This window comes from Desulfosporosinus acidiphilus SJ4, from assembly GCF_000255115.2.
GTDB lineage: Bacteria > Bacillota > Desulfitobacteriia > Desulfitobacteriales > Desulfitobacteriaceae > Desulfosporosinus > Desulfosporosinus acidiphilus.
The window spans coordinates 4,590,214-4,607,310 of sequence record NC_018068.1; the positions used below are offsets into that span (position 1 = coordinate 4,590,214).

The 17,097-nt window shown below is 45.2% G+C and carries 10 protein-coding genes; 2 read left to right on the forward strand and 8 right to left on the reverse strand.

Annotated features, from left to right (window positions below):
* Positions 1–249: 249 nt before the first annotated feature.
* The 3 genes from DESACI_RS21100 to DESACI_RS21110 form a co-directional block, all read right to left on the reverse strand.
* On the reverse strand, positions 250–3,795 hold the full coding sequence (locus DESACI_RS21100; protein WP_014829252.1) for a cell wall-binding repeat-containing protein: 3,546 nt from the start codon (positions 3,793–3,795) through the stop codon (positions 250–252).
* Between the two features lie 707 nt (positions 3,796–4,502).
* A complete protein-coding gene (locus tag DESACI_RS21105; protein WP_041276169.1) occupies positions 4,503–6,092 on the reverse strand; it encodes an N-acetylmuramoyl-L-alanine amidase in 1,590 nt (529 codons plus the stop codon).
* 94 nt (positions 6,093–6,186) lie between these two features.
* Positions 6,187–8,961, reverse strand: a complete 2,775-nt coding sequence (locus DESACI_RS21110) for a S8 family serine peptidase (protein ID WP_014829254.1) — start codon at positions 8,959–8,961, stop codon at positions 6,187–6,189.
* A 216-nt stretch (positions 8,962–9,177) separates the two neighbouring features.
* On the opposite strand from DESACI_RS21110, the gene DESACI_RS21115 reads away from it, so the two are divergent.
* Both DESACI_RS21115 and DESACI_RS21120 read left to right on the forward strand, forming a co-directional pair.
* Positions 9,178–11,259: a cell wall-binding repeat-containing protein gene (locus tag DESACI_RS21115; RefSeq protein ID WP_014829255.1), complete on the forward strand. Its 2,082-nt coding sequence runs from the start codon at positions 9,178–9,180 to the stop codon at positions 11,257–11,259.
* A gap of 151 nt (positions 11,260–11,410) precedes the next feature.
* Positions 11,411–11,755, forward strand: a complete 345-nt coding sequence (locus DESACI_RS21120) for an EamA family transporter (RefSeq protein ID WP_014829256.1) — start codon at positions 11,411–11,413, stop codon at positions 11,753–11,755.
* 251 nt (positions 11,756–12,006) lie between these two features.
* Here the strand turns inward: DESACI_RS21120 and DESACI_RS24655 are convergent, their stop codons facing one another.
* The 5 genes from DESACI_RS24655 to DESACI_RS21140 form a co-directional block, all read right to left on the reverse strand.
* Entirely contained in the window at positions 12,007–12,180 is a 174-nt protein-coding gene (locus DESACI_RS24655; RefSeq protein ID WP_158310206.1) for a hypothetical protein, read from the reverse strand.
* A complete protein-coding gene (locus DESACI_RS21125; protein WP_014829258.1) occupies positions 12,168–12,875 on the reverse strand; it encodes a glycosyltransferase family 2 protein in 708 nt (235 codons plus the stop codon). The genes DESACI_RS24655 and DESACI_RS21125 overlap by 13 nt, the downstream gene beginning before the upstream one ends.
* Before the next feature lie 68 nt (positions 12,876–12,943).
* Positions 12,944–13,309 carry a DUF2304 domain-containing protein gene (locus DESACI_RS21130; RefSeq protein WP_014829259.1) on the reverse strand — a complete coding sequence of 122 codons (366 nt, stop codon included), beginning with the start codon at positions 13,307–13,309 and terminating at the stop codon, positions 12,944–12,946.
* Positions 13,310–13,313: 4 nt separating this feature from the next.
* Positions 13,314–14,621: an ArnT family glycosyltransferase gene (locus tag DESACI_RS21135; RefSeq protein WP_014829260.1), complete on the reverse strand. Its 1,308-nt coding sequence runs from the start codon at positions 14,619–14,621 to the stop codon at positions 13,314–13,316.
* 33 nt (positions 14,622–14,654) lie between these two features.
* Positions 14,655–17,018: a cell wall-binding repeat-containing protein gene (locus DESACI_RS21140; RefSeq protein WP_041276716.1), complete on the reverse strand. Its 2,364-nt coding sequence runs from the start codon at positions 17,016–17,018 to the stop codon at positions 14,655–14,657.
* Positions 17,019–17,097: the final 79 nt, after the last annotated feature.

Here is a 17,097-nt window from a genome sequence, read left to right on the forward strand (position 1 = left end):
ACCCTTACAATACCCAGCAATAATGAACAAGTAGGTTCTGGGTATCTTTACCGTTTATGAGATTCTGAACTTAGCGATCTTAAATCAATGCCCCTTTGTAGGCATTTTCTATATCCCACCGGGCTAATCTTCATGCCATAATACTGAAAAAGAGTCTTTCACTCGAAAGTGAAAGACTCTTTCCATTAGATAACTTAGTTAATAATAGAATGGTTTTTACTCTTGCTTGTTACAACCAACTGTTAGAAACTAATTATAGTTTCTAACAATCTTAACGGTCTTAACTAAACCATTATTGGTTACTGCTGAGAGTGTTACATAATCACCATTCTTGACTAAACCAGGAGCGCCCGTAGCATATAAAGTAGTAGCATCAAGATTTAGCGGAGAAACAGTAGTTTGACTATTCGCAATTGCAGTTGCTCTAGTAACACCATTGGATTGCCAATCAGTTGCAAAAATGTTCGATACATTCATGCCTTTTTTGCCATAGGAGTCTACAATATAGAAGTAGATATCCTTAGCGTTAGCTGCGCCATAGGCATCATTTCTTTGCAGACTAACTGGATTAGCTGCACTACCAAATTCGGTGGCCATCGCTGTTGCGTTGTCAATATAGAGTGTAGTTCCATCATCAGACATATGCATACCAGCAGTACCATCGTAGTTAAGATCAAGCTCTTTAGCTACAGGACTTGTGGTTGACGAGGCGATAGGAGCAACAACAGTATGGATTAAACCATCTGCACCCATAAGGGTTACCGTCAAGTTCGTGCTTGCAGAGGTAAGTGAAGCATCAAGCGGCAAACCTATGACCTTTACCGAGTCATATGCATTTGTGCTATTAGAAATTCCACCTGCCACAGTTACAGCTTTAAACTTGTTCGGGCTGTCAACACTCACACCTTCAATAAATCCAGGAGCTAACATTACCTTGGAACCGCCGGAAGTTGTACCATAGATATCAGGATTAGCGGCCTCATCTGTTTGCTGATGAGTATAAATTGCACCACTAGTTGATGAGTTTGCTTGAGCAAAAATAGGATTAGCTACTTTATCAATAGTATATCCTGTGATGTCCTTATTCTTAATAACTGAGAAAGTCATTGATGAAGAAGCAATTGCTAGATTCGTTTGACCGGCAAGAACATTAGCCTCGTCAGATTTATTGATCAAATAGAAGTTAACAGTTTGAGTTCTGTTCACAGTGCTATTATCAGTGAGACTTGGGTTAGCTAAGACTTCAATACCATTACCGCCTCCTGCAATTGCATAAGTGATTGGACTTGAAGTTGTAACATTCTCACCGGAATTAAGTTGTTGTAGTTGAATAGCAGTACCTGTAGTAGCAGAAGTCATAGCAACTACTTCATAGTTATAGCCATTACCCGTCTGAGTTACTGTATCCAGATCCATCGGGCGACCGTATTGGTCATTAACTGTTAAGCCACCATAGTTATAACCAAAGTCAATACGTTGGTTAGCACCCGCTTGTAACGTATTAATAATTGAAGTAGAGTTTAACACCATGGTATCTGCTTTAGCAGTAGGTTGAACGTTGATGGTGACAGAGCTGAACTTACCGGTTGAGGTATTAGCCGTAAGGATTTGAGGAACACTTTGATTTCCGGTAACATTAGTTGCTCTCATATACAAGCTGGCTGTTCCATCAGGATTTTGTACAAATCCAGCGCCGGTACTAGGATCCCCAAAGCCGGAAATTGTTACGATAGGATTCGAAGAGCTGCCAACAATATCACTATACTTAGTTAATTGTTTGCCGTCTTGGTCATAAGCTACAAAAGGAATCTGTTTGAGCTCACCAGACGCAATATTGTAAGAAGGAGCTTCTAAGGTAAAGGTATCAACAGCGGACTGTTTCTTCAAGGTTAATTGTAAGCTTGAAGGAGCCCCTTGCCAACTCATAGCTGTAATGGTTACAGGCATATCCATTTGAACAGTGTCAGTGGTTACTGTAACTTGAATTGCAGCTTTGTTGCTGTCGTTAGGATCTTGTACAACCTTAGCGATAACATAAGGGCTGGAAACTGACAGCTGATCCGAATTTGTTCCGGTTAAGATTAAACCGTTTTTAACTAAGTTATAGTCATTAGTCGGATTGCCGCTCATATCGTTAGCAGTGTAATCAACATACCATGTGTCGCTGGTATCAGCAGCTCTGAGTGGTGTGTTGTTAACGTTGGTCAGTTTGTTCAGCGTAATGCTGCTCAAAGTTCCCATTGCTGTGGAGGTAGGCAGTGTTGCACTGGCAGAAACACCGGAGGTTGAATCATAGCCTGTGATTACTACCGTAGAGAAGGTAAGGAGGTTTTGGCCGTTTGGCGTAACTTTTAAGACACCGTGTGAAGGTGTTGTAATGTTACCAACTCCGCATTGCCATTGGATGTTATTAGCAAGATAGTTGCTGGTAATATCGTTGCCATATTGGTCAGTAACCGTGTAGGTAGCATAACCGATGCCACTACCAGTAGTTGCTTGGGTAACAGCAAGTTTGGTTGCGGTAATATTGATCTTAGCGATCTTTTGAGTTGTAATAGCTACGGTGCTTGAACCAAGGTCTGTATCACCATTTTTTACATCTACAGCATAAGTTCCTTCTGGGAAGTTAGCTGAACCACTCAGGGTAACAAATGTATTGGAAGAATCCCAAGTAGGAGTTACAGTAACAGGAGCTCCTGAATTTGTAACTGCAAAGGTAACTTTGCTGGTGTCAGCAGGAGCAGATGTGAATTGAACTTTGAAGCTGCTGGCACTGACAGCAGTGACGGAAGTAACAGCTACAGGTCCGCCTTGGTTAGGTGCACTGCCAGTAAGAACACCGGTGCGAACTGAATCAGATACAACAGCTGCGCCGCCGAGAGCGGTTACAACTGCACCAGTAGCAAGTTTGCTGTGAACAAAGGTTGCTGCTGCAGGAACAGTTCCATCTGTGAGGACAATGGGGGACTTGGTCAGAGCTGCAAGAGGCGCACCTGCAAGAGCATCAATACCGGTTTGGCCATTGGCTACATAGACGTTGGTGAACTGAAGGGATGAACTGAAGTCTTGGATGACTTGATTGTTAGTATCATAAGCGGTGGTTCCAAAATGGCGAGTAGCGTTAGGGAATTGAGCTGCTACTGCATTGCTGATAACACCGGTTCCGCCGATAACATCGGTGGAAGTGATGCTTGGGTTAGCTGCTAAGTAAGCTGCAACACTTGAAGGAACGGAATCTTTGTCGGTTAAAAGGATTGGCTCATTGGCAGCGGAAGCAATGGAAGCGATGGAAAGAGCATCTTGTAATCCATTAGCAACGGCAACTTTGGTTACGCCAACCATTTTCTTAGCAATGTTAACGGAAGTTTCAGCACGGTCTTGTCCGCCGAGGGAAACAACGTTAATACCCATTCCTGACAGTTGGTCAAGAACTGCTTGGCTGATGACAGCTTTACCGCTTGTGACATAAACTGTTTTAACATTGAGTTTGGTGAGTTCTGCTTTAGTATCAGAATCAAGGGTATTTCCAGGACCTGTTAACAGAATTGGAGCTTTTAAGTAGCTAGAAAGTGGTCCTGCAGTCAGAGCATCAACCATACCATAGGAAGCGGAAGATGCAAGAATTGCTGTACCGGTCCAGCCAGTTTGATCGGCAATTGCTGCTGCAGTTTGAGCTGCGGTATTACCTGCTAAACGAGTTGGTACCGCATTGTCAGCGAAAGCATTGAACGGTACTACTGTTAAGGCCATACCAGCAATAGCTAATGATGCTAAGGCTTTGTTAGTTTTTTTCATGTAGTGAATATCTCCTCTCGTCTTTGGATCTCTTCTGTCTGGTGAATGAACTATCTCTTTTCCTTACTACCTAGGACGTTTTTTAGTCGTCCCTCACCCCCTTAACATGAGTAGCACAATCTTTAGACATTGCGCAATATCTAAAAGCAGACCACAGGACTCTACGCGGGAGCGTCCCCCCAGAGGATGATGTCTCATCCCTCCTATGGTTACTCTTTAGAACCGCATTAAAATGAAGAAACCGCAAAAAGGGTCTACATTAGCTATATGTATTCTCCATAATAACTAATATTCCTGCTTACTGTCCGATTTTTTTTTAAAGTCTTTTAAATCGGCCTTAAAATTGTCGGACAGCCTTCAGTTAGTACTCATTTAGTTTACACTAAAACTTACTAGTTTTCCACCATTAGTCAAAAAATATACTGACTATTGGACTTAAATGAGTATACCATAATTTTGCGGTAAAGATGTGAACATCTTGTTAACATCTAATAAATAAATTATTTAGAAGTCTGAGTACAGTACAATCTAAGTAAAATTTGGACCAGAAACCGTAAATATCCTGATTTATCCATGTTGTTGATTCAATTGCAGATCACCATTAACATTCTCAGCCACCAAAACTTGGTATTGCTAATGCTTCAATTAATAAACTTCTAAATGATATCTTCTTGATATCTTCTAATAATACTTCCTGCAATAAGTAGCTAATATCCCTTATACTTTAAGATTCCATCGTAGATCCCCATGGCAGCCTTATTTTGAAAACCCGGTGATCCCAATAACTTTTCTTCATCTGGGTTAGAAATGAAGCCGATTTCTATCAGTACTGCCGGCATTTTAGTATTTTTAATCACGTAAAATGGAGCATCTTTTACACCCCGGTCATTTAAGTTTATCGCTGCAACTAATTCGCTTTGTATATTCTTAGCAAGGGTTAAGGATTGATCAGCTACCGGACTGGCCGAACTGTAATAGGTGGTTGTCCCAGAAGCGCTGGGGTTGCTGAAGGAATCATTGTGCAGGCAAATAAACATATCTGCCTGAGCGTCGTTGGCAATCTTTGTTCGCGCCTGAAGATCTGAAAGCTCAGAATAGGTCCCTGTGGCCGGGGATACATCGGTAGTGCGAGTCATGATGACCCGAGCCCCTGCAGAACGCAGATCATTTTCCAAATCCAGCCCAACGGCGAGGGTGTTGTTTTTTTCATAAGTTCCTGCCGGTCCTATCGCACCGGTATCCGGACCTCCATGTCCCGGGTCGACAACAATCGTCACTCCGGCCAATAATGAGGGCGGCTGTATTGTCCCTTCCAGCATGCCTGTTACTTGATCGCTGATTACAGCCGTCCCCCCGACAATCACCATGCTGTAGGGGCTTTCTGTAGGTCTTGATAAAACAGAGTAGGTTGGTCCTGGCAGTGTTGTTTTTTGAGTCATAACAATCTCCGCACGCTGCTTGGCGGCTAAGGCTCCCGCTGCAAGAGCATCCGGGAAGTTCTCCCCTGTTACGACATAGGTCGTTGTCGCAGGGAGATCATTCTGAGCAAAGTCATAGACATCAGCAGCGGTCTCGTAGCGGTCATTTCCGGCAATTCTTTGGACATTTTTTAAGTCGGTTAAGGTTGAACTGGAAATTACGGCTTCACCGCCTACAACAATGGTATTGAGGTCTCCGTTTTGCTGCAGTTTGTCCAATTCTTGTTTTGTAGAATCAGGCATGGTCTTGGCTTCCGTGAGGAGAATTGGGGTTTCTGTCTCACCAGCGTAAGCTGAAATAGCCAAAGCGTCGGGAAACTGGTCACCGTTTGCCAGAATCACTTGTCCTTTGCTGCCTACACGTTCAGCAACCTTTTGAGCCGTTTCAAATTGGTCCTGCCCCCAGATCCGTTCCGGAGCGGGAAAACCTGCATTTTCTAAATCTGTTTCGACTTGATTGCTTAAGGCCTTAACCCCGCCCAAAAGGATAACCTTTTTGGCGCCTAAACGTTTAATTTCCTGCATCACATAAGGATCGACCCCTTGGACCGGTGTTAAAAGAATAGGGGCATCCAATTGATGGGAAAGTGGCGCTGCAACCAAGGCATCCGGAAAATTGTCACAGTTCGCCAAGAGAACTGTATCCGCATGCTGCCAGCCCGCTTGCGAAACTTTTATGGCAGTGTCAATTTGCCGCGCCCCATAAATCCGTGTGGTCCCAAAATCCAAAGGGGCCGCATTGGCAGGATTTTGAAACCCAATCAGAAAACCAAAAACAGCAATAAGTATCCCGATAATTTTCCATTTTAGCGGTGCCAATATGATCCCTCCTTCGTTGTTACAATGCAACAATTCTTTGTAATTCGACATTATTAAGCGATGTCCTGCCAAAAACGTGCCTTCTTATTCCTTCTTAATCTAACAACGCGTTTACTCCCCGGACAACACTGTCCGGCAGCGCGACAGTTCCCCCCAAAGCTTCAACCTGTTTCCCTTTCCACGATGTCAAAAGGGCTGCCAAATCTGAAGGCAGCTTCGTCCTGGTTGGGACTAAGACAACCATGGAACCTTGCAGGGCTGCCCGAACGGCTCCCGTAAGAGCATCCGGAAAGTTTTCACCGGTAGCCAGCTCCAGCTTGGAGGAAATCGGCGGATAGGCCTGTAATACTTCTGTCGCGGTGTCATAGGCCGTAGTTCCGGCAATTCTTTGGGGTAGCGGCAGCTGCTCTTCAACTCCAGGGGCAATGACCACCTTTCCTCCGATTACTAACGTGTTCGTGACCTTGAGCTCTTCAAGAGCCGTTTCTGTATCATCAGGCAACGTGTTGGCTTCTGTCAGCAGAATAGGAACTCCCTGCTGTGCAGCCCAGGCGGAAATGGCTAACGTATCCTGAAAATGATTGACGTTGGCGATGACGGCTCTTCCATGAGTACCTAACTCTTCTGCAATCGCTCGTGCAGTCCCCTCTGCCGTATAGCCATATAACCTTTTTACGTTATACGTTTGCTGCAGTTCAATTTCAATGGTTGAGGAAAGAGCCGCCGGACCACCAAGAAGATAGATCGTTTTGGGAGCAAGGCGCTGGATTTCAGCCCGGACATCAGGAGAAAGTGAGGTACTGGACGTCAGCAATATTGGAGCTTGCAGCTTGTAAGCAAGAGGAGCTCCGGCTAAAGCATCGGGAAACTGATTGCCTTGAGCAAGGATTACCGTATCAGCTCCTGTGGGAAACGTTGCCTGGGAAATTTGTACGGCAGTTCCTTCAGCCGTTTCGCCTGCAAAGCGCTGAGCCGATTGATCATTACCTTGGGCTGTGCCCACCGCATAAATACCCGGATAAAAGAGGCCAAAGTGTTCCTCTCCTTTTTGGAGCTCTCCTCCTAAGGTGATCCAACGAGCGCCATCCCAATGATAAACAATTCCGTTCACAGCGTCACTGAGAGAAGGATCACTGAAGTTTAATGAAAGCATCTCTTGAGGTGTATCCGTTCCCCACTCCACATCAACGGCCGGAGTCAGAAACCTTGCCCCGTTAGGGAGAGCTGCGGGAATAGCGGCAGTATTTAAGGAAACGTTGACTGAAGTATCAAAGGCCTGGGCGGGAATCGATAAGTTCAGAGAAGCTGAACCGTCCGTCGTTTGCACATTGCCGCCGAGGCTGCCAATACTCGCAGGAGATGAAAGAGTCATTTTTGTTTGAGCGGCAAGAGATAGGGCAAGTTTCACATCCACTAAACCATAACCATAATCGTTATCCCGGCCAGCAGTTCCTAAATCTTTAACCCCTGACTCCAGGGCTTCAACCACTTGATCCCTGGACCATTCAGGATGCTGCCCCCAGATAAGTGCCGCCTCCCCGGCAACAAAGGGTGAAGCCATGGAAGTGCCGCTGGCATTGGCGTATCCTGGCCCCTCGGCTAAACTCCACCAATCGCTGGCGATTTCATCCCCCGGGGCGGCTAAACTAATTTGCGGACCTGAGGTTGAGAAGGAAGCAATCTGGTCATTTTTATCTGTCGCGGCAACAGCCAGAACATGAGGGTCCGAGGCAGGATAATCGACCCCGGGATTTTTTTGGGTAGAAGGATCGTAGTTTCCGGCAGCAGCAACCAGCAAAGATCCCTTATTATAGGCATAATTAACTGCTTGCTTAATTACTTCTGAAGAAACCCCATTTTCGGCCCCAAGACTAAGATTAATAATCTTGGCTCCATGGTCCGCCGCCCAAACGATTCCGGCGGCAATAGCATCGTCATAGCCATCTCCCTCGAAATTTACGGACTTAATCGGCATAATTTTCGCGTCATAGGCCACACCGACAATTCCCACGCCATTTCGTTCCGCTGCTGCGATCCCGGCAACATGGGTGCCATGTCCGTTGTCGTCTTGATTCGCTCCGGGAGCGTTACTCTGAGTTATCGCGTTATACCCCGGAACTATATTGTCCTTAAGATCCGGATGATTGAGTGCTATGCCTGAATCAACGATGGCAATTGTCACCCCTTTGCCGGTTGCCCCCATGTCCCAGGCCCCTGGAACATCCCCGTTCACCAGGGACCATTGATCTTTGAACACCGGATCTGAAGGCAGCGAGGAAACCTCCGCGGTACTCATCCTGTGAAGATGATTCTCTTCTGCATCGAGAACCCCCGGTGTATTTTTGAGGCTCGCGATCATGGTGGGCACATTAATAGTACGGTTGAATCCCAACGTAGCAAAATTTAAGGGACCCCGGCGTAAAACCGCAGCTTGAAATTCCTTTGCTACTTTTGTGATATCTGCCGTAGGGGCTAAAGAAATAACAATTTGCTGGGATTGCAAAGGATCAGTTGTTGTAAGTTCAGATTTCGGAGACTGGGATTGAGCAGTATTGGGAACTCTTGCCACCTTGGCATCGTTGTTAAATTTCTCCGAATTAATGAAATTTGTTGCTGAGTCAACCATCTTTGCATGATTCCGGCTCGCATTGCTCGCGAAGGAGTTAGTAGGATTATTTGTCTGAGTAAAAGTGTTAGCTTGTCCTTGCTGGGCATTCTCAGAAAGGCGTCTGTCACGCTCCCCTGGGGCCGAGAGATTAAGTACGACATTCAAGCATAGTATGCCAACCATTAAAAAAGGAACAAGCAGATATTTAACTTTAGGAGTCTTTTTTAAAAAGAAAGTTTTTATATCGTGAATATTTTCCACTCCTATCTTATTTAATTCTCTCTAAGACCAATTCGACAAATATCGGGACTTTCCTTTTCTTCTAATGATCATTTAATGGTCTATTTGTTTAAAGGTTATCCCGAAGCTGTTTAATATTGGAAATGTCAATTGTCGAATTTTTGGCAGGGTTTATCACTTTCGTAACGAATATTTATAGACAAATAATCAGTTATCGGCACGTTGAGGAGGCAAAGGATGATTAAATTCTTCACAAAGAAATCCGAGCAGAAAATCTATAATAATAAGAAAATTGATCGTATTAAAAAGCATAAATCTCGCTCATTTTCCTGTCTTATTGCGCTCATAAGTGGTTTAGCCCTCTTAACCAATCTTCTCCCCTTTCAGCCTCCCGAAGTGCAGGCTGCTGCGAGTGAATCTTTCTCCAATCGAATTTATGGAAATACGCTCTACGATACGGCAATAGAGATTTCGAAGGCCGGCTGGAACCAGGCACCGGTTGCAGTTCTTGCCACCGGTGAAAATTTCCCCGATGCACTCACAGGTTCCGTTCTGGCGCATAAAGTAAATGGACCCCTGCTGCTCACAGAATCAGATCATTTAAATCCGGATGTTTTATCCGAACTGAAACGACTTGGCACAAAAGAAGTTTATCTTCTCGGCGGAACCGTTGCTCTAAGTCCTTCTATCGAGCAAACTCTCAGGGATACGGGAATCACTCCGACACGCCTGGCAGGCACGGATCAATATGGAACAGCTGCTGCCATTGCTGCTGAGGCAACTCCTACAACCAGCCAAGCTTTCATTGTGAACGGCGACCATTTTCCGGATGCTTTGAGCATTTCTTCTTATGCAGCGGCTCACGGGATTCCGATTTTACTTACCCGCTCCGATTCTTTGCCTCAGGAAACAGCGTCTGCTCTCGCCCAAATGGGAGTGCAGCAGGTAACGCTCATTGGCGGTAAAGCCGTTATTCAAGACTCTGTGGAACAACAGCTCAGCAAGCTTCCTCAACCTGTTAAAATCACTGCCCGCTTTGCAGGGTATGACCAGTACGAAACAAATTCCATCGTCTTAAATCAACTTCCCTTTGATAGTTCCCACGTTTATGTTGCCACCGGTGAAAATTTCCCCGATGCTTTAGCCGGTGCGGCTTTGGCAGCACAGACCAATTCTCCGATCTTTCTTTTTCCTTCAAAGCCCTTAGCATCTTATACAACCACTTATCTTGACCAAAGACGGTCTTCCGGCACTACCTTTACTATTTTAGGGGGGTGGGGCGTTATTAACTACAAAATGGAAAGCATCTTGCGCACTGGTGTTGCACAACCACGGGTTTCCCTGCAATTTACGCAAGGAGGACTTAACGGTACGAAAGGAATGCTCAGTCAACTTCAATCCATTCCTACCCCGGCTACTGATTACGCCGACCTGATTGGACCAAGCTGGTATTACCTGGATGATGCTGCAAACGGCAATGTTGTTGGAGGGTGGGATGCCACCCCTGGGAACTATACACAGTTCACAAGCGCTGTGCACGCCCGCAATCTTAAGGTTCTTCCTGTGATCCAGTCAAGTTGGTCTACTCCTAAAACTGTAGACTCGGTACTCTCCTCCGCAGCAACTCGCGAAACACTAGAAAACAATATCATTTCCCTAATCCAGAACACCAACTCCGACGGAATTGTCATTGACTTTGAACTCCTCAGCGGCAGCACAGGACCGAATCTCACACAATTTATGAATGAACTTTACAATAAACTTCACCCTTTAAACAAACTGCTCATCGAAGCAGTTATGGCCCGTACAGGTTCAGAATCCTGGCTGACGGAATTTAACTACTCTGCTCTCGCTCAAAATGTTGACTACCTGGACGTCATGACCTATGACTATAGCCGGTCAACTCCGGGGCCCATTGCTCCCCTGGATTGGATGAACAAAGTGATGCAATATACCCTCAGTCAAGGTGTTGATATGCACAAAGTTCTCCTGGGAATCCCTTACTACGGCAACGACTGGTTGACCACAGGCACCGGCAGCAGCGCAACTTATACGCGGAAAGCGGGCGGAATGGCTGAGCTGCAAGCCCTAGCACAGGGGCCGATTCAAAGAGATTCCTCCCAGATTCCTTATTTCAATTACACGGATTCTTCCGGAACCCACACCGTCTATTACGACGACGCCCAAAGCTGGAATGCGAAGTTATCACTCCTTAACCAGTATGGACTCGGAGGAATCGGAGCCTGGTCACTAAGCTGGTCACTTAACCCTGCCAGCTCCAATGCTATATTCCCTCTTCTCAAGCAATATCTCCGGTAAGCGTGTTCAAGGGACGGTCCTTTTGACACACTTTGGCGAGACAAGGGGACGGTTCCCTTGTCTCGCTTTCGTTTCTACATCTGGGGACTTGCTTAGAGGCTACATATTGTATACTATAATATAGCAGTCTAAAAGCTTGGGGTGGACATTTTTGTTAATATTGCTGACGATTTTTAATTCTATTCTTATGGTCACGGGACAAACCCTTTGGAAACTGGGGGCCTCGGGCAAAGACGTTCACAGTCTTGGCCAACTCTTGCGCCTCTTTCTAAGCCCCTACATAATTGGCGGTTTAACGGTTTATGCCTTTGCTTCGGTCCTTTGGATCTATGTCTTGAATAAAGGTGAATTAAGTTATGTTTATCCAATTCAAAGTACGGCCTTTATCTTTGCCATGATCATCGGAACGACAATTTTCAAAGAAGAGCTTACTTTAACAAAAATCGTAGGGGTTTTAGTTATCTGTCTTGGAGTGATTATCATTACTCGTAGATAAACCTTGTTGCTGTACTCAAATATTAAGCTCAGTTTAATGACACGTCTTTCGTGGTACTTGGCTGTCCATGATCAGCGCTTGCCTAGTTGCTCTTATATTTTGCCAGGCAAATTTATAGTTTCTGACTAGGAAGATAAGTTCCCTATTATTAATGTGCCGCTTCAGAACATAAAGATTTGAAAGTACATAAGGGTCTAATAAATTACATAGAGATCTAAGAGTACAAAAACATGAGAACTCAAGGAAATTCCTTAGTTCTCATGTTTTGTCTTGTTCTGGTTCATGTTTGCGTTCTTATTATCGTTCTTATTATCATTCTTATTATCGTTCTTATCTTCGTTCTCGTCTTCGTTCTCGTCTTCGTTCTCGTCTTCGTTCTCGTCTTCGTTCCTGTTTACGTTCTTGTTTTTCTTCACTCCGGCCATATTCTTTCCATCATCGAATTAAGGATAATCGCCAGACTCACTTTAAACATATAGTATCCGCTTTTAAACGGGGTGATTGACGAATTTCCGGAAATGCGGGCATCCATTTCTACAGAAACTTCAATGACCCGCATTCGATTTTTAACCAGAGTTACAATGGCATCGGGTTCCGGGTAATCTGTAGAATAATGAGCGGAAACCATGCGCAAGGCTTTCTGATTATAGGCTCGAAACCCCGAGGTGGGATCCGTGAATTTTTTGCGCACTACGGATTGGATTGTTTTACTGAGGAGATAAATGCCTGTCCGACGCGACCGGGACGATTTATAGGCAGTTTTACTCAGGAAGCGCGATCCGATGGTAACATCCGCTTTTTCTTCCAGAATAGGCTCAATCAACTTTTGTATTTCTTCAGCTTTATGCTGCCCGTCCCCATCTACTTGAAGGGCAACATCATAGTGGTTTTTGACAGCATAGATAAATCCTGTTTGTACCGCTCCCCCAATTCCCAAATTTACAGGGAGTGAGATCACTTTTGCTCCGTGGGTTCGTGCGACCTCAGCCGTCTGATCGGTGGAGCCGTCATCGATGACAAGAACATCCAGCCAAGAGGATACTTGTTTCAGATTATCTACCACAGAGCCGATATTCCCTGCCTCATTTAAAGCAGGGACAATCGCTAAAATTCGTTGCATATGTTCTTTCTCCACGTCCTTAAGGGGACAAATTTTCTTCCATAGGTTTCTGTTCAGTTTATATTACGTTATTTCCTTATCTCTGAGGACTTTACTTCCAGGTTTTTTAAATCGTCTTCCAGCAAAGCAATCCTTTGTACTAAAACACGATTTGTGGAACTCAATCTGGAAATTTCCAGTGAAAAATGCACACAGAGGATGAAAACCAAGACCCCAAATATCACGAAAATGGCGGAAGGGGCGTAATAAATCCCCATAATGTTGGCCAAATACTCAATTCCATTTCTCCATAAGGAGAGAAAGATCATGCCTAGACCGGCAACAATCCAAATTAAAGAGTATTCAACTGCCAGACGCCGCCGCCGAACTTGCTCAACAATAAATCCCGTGATCAGAAAACTCATGATAAGTACGACTATTTGGACGCGCGTCATATCCTTAAAACGACCTCCTATCCGCTTCCTGCGGGATTCCCAATAGTCTCCCAGCTCCCTTAAGGAGCAGTACAATACCTAGTGAACCCAGCAAAATCATAGCGGGCATCACCGGCAAACGATAGCGTCCTCCCGAAACCACTGTGATCATACTCACAACAAAGCTATAGTAAAGTATATAGAGCAGAAGAAAACTGTATCGTTTCAGCCAAATAAGACTCAGGATTATCCCGCTTAAACCTAAAAGAAGATACCATTTATCAAGGAAATCGCCTTTCATTTTATAGGCCTGTCCTTCCTCGGGACTTACCGGCTGCCAAAATAGATTCTTCTCTTTAGCGTAGGTACGCTCCAGGAACAACACCGGATGACTCAAAATGTAGGAGGCTCCCAAGCTTTTATACTCTTTTTCTTGTTCCAGGACAGGAAGTTTATCAATCCTGGCCTTAACCGCCGGATCATAGCTTGGCTGGTCAAAAACAAAGTAACTGTTGGTGATCGTTCTGGGGTTATTCCCTAAATAAAACTCGTAGGAACCATAGTTTGAAGAGGGAATAAACTGATGGTATTTTAACTCATTGCGTATCCACCAGGGACTCATAACCACCACTGTCATGAATACGATCAGAAAAAAATCACGCAAGGAGCGCTTAAGGCGCCAGCCTTTCATCCAGAAAATCCAAAACCCCAGCACGGGAAAATAAAGCAAAAGCAGCGGACGAACGAGATTAGAAAAACCAATGACCCCTCCCAGAATCAAAAGGGTACTCATTTTAGGCCTGCTAATCTCTTGAGCATAACGCGTCAAACAATAAAGAAACAACCAAATCGCAAAGACATAGGTAGTCTCTGTTAAGACGTACATCTCCCAGAAAGCAAACAAGGGGTATCCCAGAGTCAAGGCATAAGGAATCAGGGCATACTTTCGCCCAAATAAAACTTCCCCGGTTTTATAAGCAAGCACAGCACCGGCCGCACCGAGAACAGCATGCAGAACCGACACCACCATCCCATAACTTTTTAAGCCAAATAATCCGTAGATCAAGGCCAGAAGTAAGGGGTAGATCGGTCCGATCACATAGTCCCGGTTCTTGGGAATCATTTGCACGAGATTATCTGCGCCAGTCTTAAAATTGGCGCTGTTCACAAGCCCGTTACCGTGGAGAAAATTCTCGGCGATATTGGAATAAAGATACCCATCCTGTGAAATAAAATAGTAGACATGATAGGATTTTATATAGAGGAGCTCAATGCCTAAGGCTATGAAGAACAGGAGGCCTGTTATCCATAGCCTTTTATGTTGCTTTGCCAATGAATCTCAAACCTCCGTGTTCTTGTCCTTCAATTACGAAGGAGTTAGAAGACCCCCTAAAATCTTCTCAGTGGAACTTGGGATGACGCCTGTTCCTCCGAGAATAAACGCCTTTGTTGTTTTTCCGCATTGGGCCTGCAAATATGCTTTTATATCTGCGTTTAAATTCCCTTGAGGAATTAAGAGCAAGGGGCTTCCGGTAATAGCCGCAAAGGCTCCCCCTGCTAAACCGTCCGGGAAGTTTTCACCCGTTGCTATCACAAGCGTTGATGGGTCCTGCTGAAAATTATTTACAATCTTGATCATCGTATCATATTTTGTTTCTCCAGCCAAGCGCATCGGGCCGTAGCTTTCTAAGGGACCGCCTTTGCTGTCAAAGGCCGTCGAGACAGCATATTTGCCTCCCACGATAATTGTCTTAGTCACGTTGTAATCTTTTAAGAGCTGTAAGGTGGAATTAGACAGCAATCCTTGATCCGTTAAGAGAATCGGAATCCCTAAGGCTGCGGCCGGTGCCGAAGCAGATAAAGCATCTGGAAAACTCGCAGAGGAAGCGAGGATAACTTGAGTGCTTGGGCCCATTCTGCGGGCAATCGCCACAGCGGTATCAGCGGCTGTATTTCCGAAAATCCGTTCAGAGGATAAATTAGCCTTGCTAAGAGCATCAGTGACCTTTGAGCTAATGGCACCTTCTCCTCCGATAACAAATACTTTTGTCCCTGCACCTAAGCGTTTTAACTCTTGCAGTACATTACTCTCCAGTTCCCCGGGAGCCGTAAGGAGTAAGGGAGCCTTAAGTTTTCTGGCCAGAGGAGCGGCTGCCAACGCATCCTGGAAGCGGTCCACTCGAGCTAAAAGTACCACCGGGGCAGAATTGTCGGCCCAGCCCGCTTGAGATATTTTGATGGCCGTATCTTCAGCACTGGTCCCATAAAGACGCGTAACTGTGGGAGCCGCGGGCTGAGTCGTTGGGGTTGTGGGAGAAGCCGGAGTTAGCGGGGTTGTACCGCTGGTCGAGCCCGAGGTTGAACCTGAACTCGGTGTTGTACCGGAACTTGTCCCTGAAGACGAAGCAGTAGCCTGGTAACCTTCTTTGGCTCGTTCCGCAAGGCTCGCGTCTAAATTTGGTCCTTGCATAACCGTCTTATAATAACTTGCGGCACTGGCTTTAGAATCAGTTGAACCGTCAAGGGCTAATTTATCAGCCTCTGCCAATAGTTTATTGTAGGCGTTGAGGAGGCCGGTGTTTGCACGTTGGATAAGATCAGCATCAACACTTGAACCTTGCAAAACAGTCTGATAGTCTTGGACGGCGCTTTGCCAAGAGGAAGCATCTCCTGTTTGAACCATGGAGTCTGCTGCATCTAATAATTTCCCCAGGGCATTTTGCAAACCGGCAGAAGCCTTTGCTGCAGTTCCCTGATCTAAACTGGGGCCTTGCAGAACAGTCCAATAATATTTAGCTGCACTGGCATCGGAAGAATCTTTGCCGTCCTGCAATAAGGAATCTGCTTCAGCCAGGAGGTTATTTTGAGCGCTTTGGATCTTCTGAGAAACAAGGGTTTTATCGCTGATGGTCGCACTGTCATAGACCGTATTATAAAAACCCAAGGCATAATAGGATGCCCAGCGAGCGTAGTTGAACCAATAGTCCCCATTAGCAGAATCCGCACCTGTTCCTCCCCCGGTTGAGACTAACTGATTCTGATCAATTGTCAGATCTCCCAGATGTGTCACTGAAGGCGTACTATAGCGGCTGGAATAATTAGGAGGATTAACAAGCGGCAAGAGGTTTGCCGGGTACTTTGTCGCTCCCGGTGCGAAGGTAACAGCACTGTTATATTTTTGGCCCATAAGGCTGAAAATCGAATCCTGATAGGCAGGACTTCCTGTAGCTACATTAGGATTGTTTCGTGAACCCCAACTATTATAAGCCCATACTGCAAAATACCAGTTTTCTAAAACATTGCGATCGCCGTTGCCAATCTTAGGAGCAGCCCGCCATTTTTGATTAAGCATTTGGCAGCCCATTTCTATATTATAGTCTATATCAGTCTTCAGCTTCTCAATAGTCGCCGTATCTGTGGAACTGTAACTGGAGATTTGCATAATCCCAATTCCGATACCATCCTTCCCGATTAAAGGATGGTCAGTCATGGGTTGTCCGTTATCATCCAGCTCGTATTGTCTCCACCCGCTCTCCATCCAAGCAATGGATTTAAGAAGTACAGGCGGTATGTTATATTTATTAGCCCAGTATTCCAGCTTGTCGCCAATTTCCGTGTAATATGCTGTTTGAGCTACTGCTGCTGATGCTGTCCTAATCGGTATTAACTGCATAAAAAAGAGCATGGTCATAAAAATGGCCAATAACTTCCTATATCGGCGCAAAGACATTACTTTTTCTTCCCCTTCCACCCTAATTCTTCTCTGTTAATTGATATATTCGACAAGAATTAAAGCAGTCCTCCTCAAT